General features: G+C 29.3%; 10 protein-coding genes. 4 read left to right on the top strand and 6 right to left on the bottom strand.

All coding sequences use genetic code 11. The features are described 5' to 3' along the window. The first annotated feature begins 24 nt into the window (after nt 1-24). Genes rpsP through PLW95_06800 form a run of 4 tightly spaced genes read left to right on the top strand, consistent with a single transcriptional unit; the run spans nt 25 to nt 1637 of the window. Nucleotides 25-288: a 30S ribosomal protein S16 gene (rpsP, locus tag PLW95_06815; GenBank protein ID HOV22370.1), complete on the top strand. Its 264-nt coding sequence runs from the start codon at nt 25-27 to the stop codon at nt 286-288. Further along, nucleotides 285-971, top strand: coding sequence for a tRNA (guanosine(37)-N1)-methyltransferase TrmD (gene trmD / locus PLW95_06810; GenBank protein ID HOV22369.1), 687 nt, complete (start codon nt 285-287; stop codon nt 969-971). The genes rpsP and trmD overlap by 4 nt, the downstream gene beginning before the upstream one ends. Further along, a complete protein-coding gene (gene rplS, locus PLW95_06805; GenBank protein ID HOV22368.1) occupies nt 964-1296 on the top strand; it encodes a 50S ribosomal protein L19 in 333 nt (110 codons plus the stop codon). The genes trmD and rplS overlap by 8 nt, the downstream gene beginning before the upstream one ends. Beyond that, nucleotides 1293-1637 carry a YraN family protein gene (locus tag PLW95_06800; GenBank protein HOV22367.1) on the top strand — a complete coding sequence of 115 codons (345 nt, stop codon included), beginning with the start codon at nt 1293-1295 and terminating at the stop codon, nt 1635-1637. The genes rplS and PLW95_06800 overlap by 4 nt, the downstream gene beginning before the upstream one ends. Here the strand turns inward: PLW95_06800 and PLW95_06795 are convergent. The 6 genes from PLW95_06795 to PLW95_06770 form a co-directional block, all read right to left on the bottom strand. Beyond that, nucleotides 1621-2952 (bottom strand): PAS domain S-box protein, encoded by a 1332-nt coding sequence (locus tag PLW95_06795; GenBank protein HOV22366.1) that lies wholly within the window; start codon nt 2950-2952, stop codon nt 1621-1623. The two genes, PLW95_06800 and PLW95_06795, sit on opposite strands and share 17 nt — an antisense overlap. Nucleotides 2953-3049: 97 nt before the next feature. Continuing rightward, nucleotides 3050-4900 carry a hypothetical protein gene (locus PLW95_06790; protein ID HOV22365.1) on the bottom strand — a complete coding sequence of 617 codons (1851 nt, stop codon included), beginning with the start codon at nt 4898-4900 and terminating at the stop codon, nt 3050-3052. A 134-nt stretch (nt 4901-5034) separates the two neighbouring features. Continuing rightward, entirely contained in the window at nt 5035-8145 is a 3111-nt protein-coding gene (locus PLW95_06785; GenBank protein HOV22364.1) for an efflux RND transporter permease subunit, read from the bottom strand. Between the two features lie 43 nt (nt 8146-8188). After that, a complete protein-coding gene (locus PLW95_06780) occupies nt 8189-9298 on the bottom strand; it encodes an efflux RND transporter periplasmic adaptor subunit (protein HOV22363.1) in 1110 nt (369 codons plus the stop codon). After that, nucleotides 9298-10554, bottom strand: coding sequence for a TolC family protein (locus PLW95_06775; GenBank protein ID HOV22362.1), 1257 nt, complete (start codon nt 10552-10554; stop codon nt 9298-9300). Before PLW95_06775 ends, PLW95_06780 begins: the two co-directional genes overlap by 1 nt. A 1-nt stretch (nt 10555) precedes the next feature. Further along, on the bottom strand, nt 10556-11153 hold a 598-nt coding region (locus PLW95_06770; GenBank protein ID HOV22361.1), incomplete at its 5' end, for a TetR/AcrR family transcriptional regulator.

Here is an 11153-nt window from a genome sequence, read left to right as displayed (position 1 = left end):
AGAAAAATATAAAAGGAGTTAATTATGGCTATAAGAATACGCCTTGTAAGAACAGGGAAAAAGAATAAGGCATTTTTCAGGATTGTTGCAGTTGATAGAAAAAAAGATGGCAGAGGAGATGTTAAAGAAATACTTGGTCATTATGACCCTCTTGGTGACCCGGAAATTGTTGAAATTAAAGAAGAAAGAATATCCTACTGGTTTGAAAAAGGGGCAATACCAACTCAAACAGTTAAATCACTCTGCAAGAAAAAAGGTATATTTATACCTCCAAATGTTGATAAATGAGAATTTATATCCTTACAATTTTTCCTGATGTTTTTACTTATTTTGATGTAAGTATTATAAAAAGGGCAAAAGAGAAAGGAATTATTGAAATAAATGTATTGGATTTAAGAAAATTTACAAAAGATAAACATAAAAAAGTTGATGATAAAGTTTATGGTGGAGGAAAAGGGATGGTTTTAATGTGTCAACCAATTTTTGATGGTGTTGAATTTTTAAAAAAAGAAAATAAAGATGCAAAAGTTATTTTAACAACACCACAGGGAAAATTATATAACCAGGAAATGGCAAAAGAATTAAGCAAAGAGAAATCACTTATAATAATCTGCGGTCATTATGAGGGAGTTGATGAAAGGGTAACAAAAATATGTGATTATGAAATTTCAATTGGTGATTATATTTTAACAGGAGGGGAAATTCCTGCAATGGTTATAGTTGATAGTGTTATAAGATTACTACCGGGTGTCTTACCAGAAGAAGTTCCAGTGTCTGATAGTTTCTATAATCCTATTTTTGACTGGCCTGCCTATACAAGACCTGAAAATTTTAGAGGTATGAAAGTCCCAGAAATTTTATTATCAGGGAATCACAAAAAAATAGAAAAATATAGAAAAGAAAAAGCAATTGAGAAAACAAAAGAAAAAAGACCTGATATTTATAAAAAATATGGAGGAAGAAATGAATAAACAAATTGAAGAAATTGAAAAGGAAATAATAAAAAATAAAGAAATTCCTGAATTCTGGCCTGGTGATGATATTTCTATACATTATAAAATAAAAGAGGGAGAAAAAGAGAGAATACAGATATTTACAGGAACATGTATCGGAAGAAAAGGTAGTGGTGCACAAGAAACATTTACTGTTAGAAAAATTTCTTATGGAGAGGGAGTGGAAAAAGTTTTTCCTCTGTATTCTCCTAATGTTGTTAAAATAGAAGTTATTAAAACAAGAAAAAGAAATCGTTTAGCCCCAAGAGCAAAAATGTATTATTTAAGAAATAAAAATAAATGAATAAAATAGAAATAGGAAAAAGCGGAGAAGAAGAAGCAATAAATTTTTTAAAAAGAAACAAATATAAAATCCTAAATAGAAATTTCAAAACAAAGTTTGGTGAAATTGACATAATTGCAAAGAAAAATGGAGAGATTGTTTTTATAGAAGTAAAAACCAGGAATACAACTCTCTTTGGATATCCAGAAGAAGCAATTGATAAGAGAAAAATAAACCATATACAAAAAGTTGCTACTTATTACTTACAAAGAAATAAAATAAAAATTCCTTTCAAATTTGAGGTATTATCTATACTGACAAAAAACGGCAGGAAAGAAATAAATGTTATTCCTTTGGAGTAATAATTATTTCTCCTTTTTTCATCAATTCAATCACTTTATCTACGATTATTGGTTCGTATTTTTTCCCTCTCCCTGAATTTAATTCTTCTAATATCTCTTCTACCTTTCTTGCTGCTCTATAAGGACGATGGGAACCCATTGCTTCAATTACATCAATAGTTGCGAGTAATTTCGCCTCAAAAATTATATTATCTTTTTTCAATCCCCTCGGATATCCGCTTCCATCAAGCCGTTCATGATGTTGATATACAATTTCTGCTATTTTCCCTACTTGATGTATTTCTTTTAAAATATTATAGCCAGTTATAGGATGAAGTCGTATTAAAGAATATTCTATATCATTTAATTTTGATGGTTTTGAAAGAATATCAGAAGGAATTGCAATTTTCCCGATATCATGTAAAAGGCCTGCCCATAAGATTTCTTTTAAACTTTTTTCATTAAAATTTAATTCCTTAGCAACTTTTTCTGCAATTTCTGCAACTCTTATTTGATGAGAAGAAGTATATGGGTCTCTTACCTCAAAAATTTTGTTAATTGCATAAATACTTTCTCTAAGTGTTTCTTCAAGTTCTGCCTTTTCTTTCTCAAGTTCTTCTTGATATTTCTTTATTTCTGTTATATCTGAAACTGTGCCTATTATAACTTTTTCACCATCAAGCTTTGTTACAAAACCCTTTATATAAACCCATTTCACATCACCATTCTTATGAACAAATCTATTTGGATATTCAACTATTTTTTCTCTTCCTTCAAATCGTTCTCTAATTTTCTCTCTTGTCATTTCTCTATCTTCTGGATAAATTATACTTAAAGCATCGTGTTTTTTATAAATTTCATCAGCAGTATATCCCAACATTTTCAAAAATCCCGGATTGACATATCTAAATTTTAGGTCCTCACCAAAAACATAAATACCAAATAGTGCATATTCACTCCATTTAGAAAAGACCTGTTTTTCTGCATAAAACTGCTTTACTAATTGAGAAAGAATATGCTTTAAATAATCGGGAAAAATTTTTATATAATTTTTCTCTTTATCTTTTGTAAGAAAATCAATTGCACCGCTATTTATAACTCTCCTTACTTCTTTTTCATCGCATTCACACACAACAATATAAGGAATATTTTTATTTTTAATTTCAGAAATGACATTTTCTTTTAGTGCTTCCAAATCCAATATGAGCAAAATACCTTTTTCTGGTATGGTATTGGTTCTTTGTATCTGACAGGAAAATTCATTTTCTAATTCCTTTAAATTATCCAGTGGAATTTCATCAAGCCCCATTAAACAAACTGTTCTGTAATTATTCATTTCTTAATTATACCTTAAAATATATTTTATTGCCAATATAGTTATTACTTTTTAACCTATGGGGTTTTAAGGTACATCTTATTTCTTTTTTAAGTTTTTATTCTTCTCCTCTTTTCTTTCTTTTTTCAAGTTTTTCATAATAAAATAATCTTTCTCTAAATGCCTGTATATACATAAAAAAGGCAATTCCTTCAACGAAATATCTCGAAAAATTCCCTGTTTTATCCGCCAGAAGTTTTCCAGCAATACCAAGTCCAAGTCCAAGAGAAGAAAAAATAGCCCATATCCTCATAAGATGTGAATTATATTCATTCCACGCATCCGCAGCACTGGTTATTGTTGGAGCAGAATCAAGTTCTCTATATAAAACCTGTAGACTAATCTGTGATTCATATCTGTTAAGCGCAGCGACAATAATATTTGCAGTCATCCCATTAAAAATATAATAAATGGGAATTGCAAAATCAGGCAGTCCAATATAAAAACTTGCTAAATACCCAATTGCATAAAGAGAAAAAAATAAAAAAAGGTCAGAGACCCTGTATAGTAAAATCCCTCTTTTACATCCATTTATTAGAGATGTTATTTCTTCATTTGTTGGAGTTCTTTCTTCTTGTTTTATTTTATCCAAAAGTAATTTATAACTTTTATTAAATGTAAATCTCTCAAGATTATAAACAAAAATCATATCAATATAATCTTCTATCGCTTTTTCTGCTTCTTCTTTTAGAACTTTGTTTTCGCATAAATATTTTATTTCTTCCATTACTTTCTTTTTAAAATCATTTAAAGATATTGGAACAAGGAATTTAATAAAAGATGAAATTTTTTCTTTCTCATCATCAGTTAAGTGGAATTTTTCAAAAACAGAAAGTATTTTCTCCTTTTCATTTCTTTCAACATACCCCATTATATCTTTTTTTATTTTCCCATATTCATTTGAAAAATTTGAAATACCTTTTTTTCTTAAAATCTCAAAAAGTTCTCTTTCAAAATTTCTCCATGTTCTTATTTCTTTACTTTCAATAATTCTTTTAAATTTTTCTGAATCAAGTACTTGCTGAACTTTTGTTGAAGGGAGATTTTCACTCAATTTAAGGGACTTTTTCATATAATATATTTCAGCAGGCGCTCTGACAAAAGCAAGAAGTCCAGAAGCAAGAGTATACCAGGTATTACCTTTAAGACGTTCTGCAATTCTAACAAAAATACTTGCATTTACAATTGCCGCTGAAAAATTTGCAAGGACACTTAATCTTATTAAATGTTGTACTTCCGGAAAAAGGCCATCTTCTGAGTAAAATGCCCTTAAATTTGGACTTTTAAATCCATATATAGCCCTTTTTATAATTGCAAAAGGTGAAAGTGAAGTTGATGTTATTTCTTCTTCATCATATTTTATTAGAAGGGACTCACCTTCTTTTATTTCATTTTTTAATTTTAGAATAAATTGAAAATTAGGTGAACAAAAATATGGTTTTTCTTTATTTTCATCTCTTATTTTTACTTCCCAAAAATTTATTTTTTTTGCTATTTCAATTTCGCCAAATTGTTGATTTTCAAAAAATCCTATTATATTTCTTCCTTTAACCAGCATTTTCCCCTTTTTCTCATTAAGAAAGGATATACAATATCCCCTCTCATAAAAAAATTCTCTGACATATTCAAGGATAATTTTTTTATCAGTAATTCTATATATAATATCTCCCTTTACAATAAATTCTAATGTTTCAGTAAGGTTAAGTTTCTTTTCTATTCTTACAGGAACAACTTTTACAATAATCCCATTTTTGGTAATTTTGCCTTTATATTCTCTATTAAATTTATCAAAATATCTATATCTTTCAACAAAGGGATTAAAAGACCATGCATGCTCTTTTATAATTTGAGTATTATTTGTCATAGCAACTTTTTCAATTGCTTTTTCAATTATTTCTTTTTTTCTCATACTTTTATTTTCCTTTTTAATACACATCTGTCAACAATTATTAACAAAAAGTTAATTTTGAAACGAATTTGTTTGAATAAATAGAGAAGATTTTTGTGGACATTCCAGTTATTTATTTCCAATACTATGAAGAATTATGCTTTTTTCTTACCTCTTTGCAATATCTTTTCTTCATAAATAGTATAAAGAATTGGGACAAAGAATAGAGTTAAAAGGAAGGATACAAGAAGCCCGCCAATAAGAGACCAACCCAATGGAACCCACATTTCTGCACCTTCACCTTTTGATAATGCTAAAGGAAGAAGACCAAAAATTGTAGTAAGAGTTGTCATAAGAACTGCTCTCAGTCGCAATTTCCCTGCCTGTACAACTGCCTCATGTAATTCAACACCTGCTTTTCTTAAATCCTTTATAAAACTTATAAGAACAATACCTGTTTCCAAGCCAATTCCTACTATCATAATTACACCAATAAAAGAGAAAATAGAAATGGTATTACCTGATAAAAATAATGCCCAAACAACTCCAATAAGAGCAAATGGAATAGCAAACATTATAACAAACGGGTCAATAATGGACTCAAATTGTGCTGCCATAATCATAAATACAAGAATTATCCCTAATATCAAAGCAAATGTTAGTTGTCTAAAACTTTTTTGTTGTTCTTCATATTCACCACCAAAATAAAAAGAAAAACCCTGTGGAAGTTGTAATTTTTCTAATTTTTCATTAATTTCATTTACTACACTTCCTAAATCCCTTCCATAAATTTCTCCTTCTACTCTTACCATTCGTTCTCTTCCCTTTCTTTCTATCTTTAAAGGACCTGCCGTTTCTCTTATTTCTGCTATTTCAGTTAAATGTATTTTTTTGCCAGAAGGAAGTGTAATAAACAAATTTTCCAGATTCTCTTTTTTGGTTCTATCTTCCTCTCTTAGTTTTACCTCAATATCATACTCATCTCCACTTTCTCTATAATAAGTTGATACCTTTCCTTTAAAAGATGTCTCTACCATATGAGAAATAGTTGCAACATTCAGCCCAAGTGTAGATGCCTTTTCTCTATCTATCAAAACCTGTAATTCTGGTCTACCTTCTTTTCTTGATATTTCTACATCACTTACACCTTTTGTATTTTTCAATATCTCTTCTACTTTATGAGATAAAGTTCTTGCCTGGTCAAAATCATATCCCCTCACTTCTACTGATAGCGGTTTTGCTCCTCCAAACATCATTGCAGACATAGATGAAGGATTATATCTTACTTCTGCATCAGGAAAAACATTAAGTTTATCCTTTATATCATAAGCAATTTGTCTTGGTGTTCTATTTCTTTTTTCTTTGTCAATAAGTTTAAGAGTTACATTCCCTATATTAGAACCTTCTTCTCCACCCAATAGAGAAGAAAGTCCTCCGCCACCTTCACCCCATCGAGAAAAACCTGTTTGAATTTCAGGGACATTTTTATATATAATATCTTCTACCCCTTTTGTTATTTCTCCTGTCTTTTCATATCTTGTTCCTATCGGGAGTGTAATTTTAAACGCTACCCTTCCTTCATCCATTTCAGGAATAAATTCAGTTCCAATAAATTTGACAAGAAGTAAACTTAAAAAAAGTAAAGTTGCACTACCAAATACAACTTTTTTTCTATTCCTTAAACACCATCTTAATAGGTCTCCATAAGCATTATCCAATTTTTTAAACCATACCTCAGCAAAAGAAGTTATTTTATCCAAAATTCCTTTTTTCTTTCCATTTGTATCTTCCTTTTGTGGTATAGAAAGTAATTTAGATGAAAGCATTGGAATAAGCATAAGCGCATTAAATAGAGAAGCAATAAGTGCTGCTGAACAAACAAAGGCAAGTTGACCAAAGAAAATAGCAGTAAGACCACCTGTGAACATTATAGGCAAAAATATTGCTACCATACATAAAACAGAAGCAGATATAGAACCTGCTACTTCATTACCACCAACAATACATGAATTTATGACTTCTTCACCATTTTCTAAATGACGGTGAATATTTTCATGAACAACAATTGATGCATCTACTACCATTCCTATAGCAATTGCTAAAGCAGATAGAGAAATAATATTTATTGTATAACCAGCCATATACAAAAAAACAAATGTAATAATAAGAGAAATTGGGATAGCACATGCAATAATAAGTGAAGAACGGATATTGCCCAAAAATAAAAAAATAACAAGTATAACAAGTATTCCACCACTTATAAGAGAATTTTTTAAATTATTTATTGATTTTACAATCTGGTCTGATGAATCACTTACAAGAGAAAATTTTACATCAGAAGGTAATGTTTCTTTTAATGCTTCCAGTTTTTTAAATACAGCCCTGCATGTATTTACTGTATTTGCATCTGACTCTTTTTGAATCATTATAGTCATTCCAGACCGCCTATTTACATGTGTTTCCTGTGTTATTTCTTTAAAACTATCTTTAACTTCTGCTATATCTTTAATTTTTATTGGAATTCCATTATAAACACCTATTGCAACATCTTCTATTTCTTTTATTTTAATTTCTTCAGGGACCCTGACAATATAATCAAATTTACCCTCTTTTATATGTCCACCTGGTGTAGATAAGTTTGCTGCTACTATGGCATTTTCCACCTGTGCTATAGAAATGTTATATGCCTTCAATCTTTCAGCATCTAATTCAACCAATATAGCCCTTTCAAGTCCACCTCGAACAACTGCACTCGCAACCCCTGTAACACTTTCTAATGGAATACAAACATTATCTTCAAGAAGTTTTTTAAGTCGTGGGTATGTTTGGTCAGCACTTACTCCATATACCAATATAGGCATCATAGAAACATCGAATTTATAAATTATTGGGTCATCTGCTTCATCAGGAAGCATTGGCTTAACAAGGTCAAGTTTATCCCTTATATCATTGACTGCATTGTCTAAATTTGTTCCCCAATTAAATCTTAATGTAATACCTGACATACCCTCTTGTGAAAATGCCTCAATTTTATCAAGATTATCAACAGTTGCAAGTTGTTCTTCTGCAACACGAGTAATTCTTTCTTCTACTTCTTCAGGCCCTGCTCCTTCGTAAGTCGTAAGAACCATAATTGAAGGAATTTCAATATCAGGTAATAAATCCAGACCTAAACGCGTCAAAGAAACACCGCCAAGTATAAGAATACCTATAAAAATCATAGCAGTAGTAACTGGCCTTTTAACTCCTATTTCTGGTATACTCATTTTTATTCTCCCCTAATTTACACTTTACACTTTACGCTTTTGCTTACTCTACCAACATAACTTCAATTCCATCTTTTACTGTATTTTGCCCTTCAATAATTAAATTTTCATTTTCTGTCAATCCGGATGTAACTTCTATTTTGTCTACTTCCTGTAATCCAGTATCTATTTCTTTCATTTTTGCATAATTACCCTCTACAACAAAAACACATTTTTTACCTTCTCTTTCAACGATTGCATCAAAAGGAATAACTATAACATTTTTATGAGAAGTAATAATAATATTTGTTCTTGCAAACATCCCTGGTTTTAAAAGATAATTTTGATTTTTAACAGAAATTTCAACTTCTGTTGTTCTTGTTTGTGGGTCTGTAATTGGTGAAATATTATAAACTTTACCTATAAACAATTTGTCAGGATAAGCATCTACTTTTACTTCAACTGACTGACCTTTTTTTACTTTACTTATTTTTTTTTCTCCAACATTAACAACAATTTTTACTGTATCAATATCAACGATAGTTACAATAGGAGCACTTTTTGACATGGATGCTTCAGTTATAATTTCTCCTTCATCAATAAATTTTTCTGCTACTACACCATTTATAGGAGAGGTAATTCTTGTATCTCCTAATTTTATTTTTGCAAGTTCAAGTTGTGCTTCTAAACTTTCAACTTCGTGATAGGCGGATTCACATGCAGTTCTTGTATCATCCAATTTCTTTTCAGATATAACTTTTTGGTTAAATAAGTCCTTCATTCTTTCATAATCCTTCTTTAAATTCTCATAATTTATTCTTGCTGCTGATAATTGATTTTCTATTTGTTTTACTGCTAAAGCATTATTTCTATAGTCAACCTGGGCAATTAGTCCACCTTTCTTAACATAATACCCTTTATCAACAAATAATTTTTCTACTTGTCCTGTAACTTTTGAAAAAACTGTAACCTGAGACCATGGCTGAATATCCCCGGAAGCAGAAACAACTTCCCTGACATCTCCTCTTTTTACCTGCATTACTTTAACAGGAATTTTAACTACTTCTTCCTTTACTTCATTACCTCTTCTTTTCTTTATATTTTTTACAATTGCATTACCCAATCCAATAACAAAAAGAATTAAAATACAAATAAGTAAAATTTTCTTTTTCATTATTCCACTCCTTTCCCACTTGCCTTTTCAAGTTCAGCAAAAGAAATGTGATAATCATATAATGCCTGAGAATAATTATTTGTCGCTTCTGTCAAAGAAGTTGCTGCTTCAATTACCTCTGTTGTTGTTGCCATCCCTTCCTGGTACAGGAGGTTTGCAACTCTTAAGTTTTCTTCTGCTGTTTCCATTTGTTTAAGTCGCTCTTCAATACTTTTTTCATTAGCAAGTAAGTTCAAATAACAGTTTTTAACTTCTAATTCAATTGATTTTTTTGTAATTTCAAGTTGTTTTTCTACTTGTTTTTTTTCACTTTCTGCTTGCTTTACTTTATCTTTTGTTTCTCCCCAGTTCCATATATCAAGAGTAAGAGCAATTCCAGTATTCCAGTTTGGATTCCAACTATTTGGAGATACCTGTATTCCTCTATCAGTATTATAATTGTAAAAAAGATAGACCTGCGGATATAAATTACTCCTTTCTACATTTATTGCTCTATTATAAATTGATAAAAGTTTTTCCATACTCTTAATTTCAGGTCTGTTTTCTAATGCCAGTGTTTTCCAGTATTCATAATCCCTTTTATCTCCTTTTATTTCAAGTACATCTTCAACTTCAAATTCATTATCTATTGGATTATTCAAGATATAATTAAAATTTGATTTTGAAATTTTGATTAAATTTTCTGCCTGGATTATTTGTGTTTCTGCATTTTTTACAGAGACCTCTGTTCTTAAAATATCAAGATTTGTTACAAGTCCCTGTTCAAATAATTTTTTTGCATCATCCATATGTTTTTCTAACATTTGTTTATATCTCTCACTTGTTTTTAAAAATTTATTTGCCTGTAATATAGAAAAATACCCTTTTTTAACATTAAAAATTAAATTCTGAAGTTGAACATTATACTCCAATTTTGCATTATCAAGGTTTTCTTTTGATATCTCATATGTCTCTTTAATTCTTTTTCCAGTATAAATTGGTTGAGATAATGATAATGAAAGATTATATAAATTATCATCTGTCCTAAATTTTTCACTATCTCCTGAATATGTATAGGCAAACGATGAAGTAAATTTTGGGAAAAAATATGTTTTTACTTCTTCTTTTTTATAATATGCCTGCTCTATTTTATCTTCTGAAATTTTTATTTCAAGATTATTGTTAATTGCAACTTTTATTGCATCTGGAAGAGTAAAAAAGTTCTCAGAAAAAACAAAACATGGAAAACACAAAAGCATAATTAAAAAGTATCTCATTTTATTTCCTCCTTATTCCATTTATAAACACATTAAATATAGCATCTTTTTTTTCAACAAGACAATATTTTCTTCCACTTATATGCCATTTATGAATATTCCCATGCAGGATTCCAAGCAGAGAATAAAGAATATCATCTGGTTCAATATCTACTATTTTATTTCTTTCTATCTGTTTTTTTAAGTCCTTTTTTATAAAATCCCATCTATCAAAAAAGTCCTCCCAGAAATTTATAAATTTTTTATTTTTCAAAAATGGCTTTTCTTGAATCAAAATTTTAAAGAAATAAAAGTGTTTCTGATGATATTTTAAATACATTTCTATTCCCATTTTTATCCTTTCAAAAAAATCATCAATGTCTTCAATTGAGTCCTTAATCTCAATTACTAAATTATCAAGACCTTCTTTAATTATTAAATAAAAAAGTTCTTCTTTGTTTTTAAAATAATTATAAAATGTTCCTTTTCCGATTTTTGCTCTTTTTGTAATTTCCTCAATTGTTGTATTTGAATACCCCTTTTCACTTATTATTTTTTCTGCTACTGTTAATATTAATTTTTTTTTATTCATTATGACTGACCAGTCAGTTTTATAATAA

The sequence above is a fragment of the bacterium genome (assembly GCA_035370465.1).
Taxonomy (GTDB): Bacteria; Ratteibacteria; UBA8468; order B48-G9; family JAFGKM01; genus JAGGVW01.
Note: the sequence above shows the minus strand (reverse complement) of the source record. Positions and strands in the feature narration are given on the sequence as shown.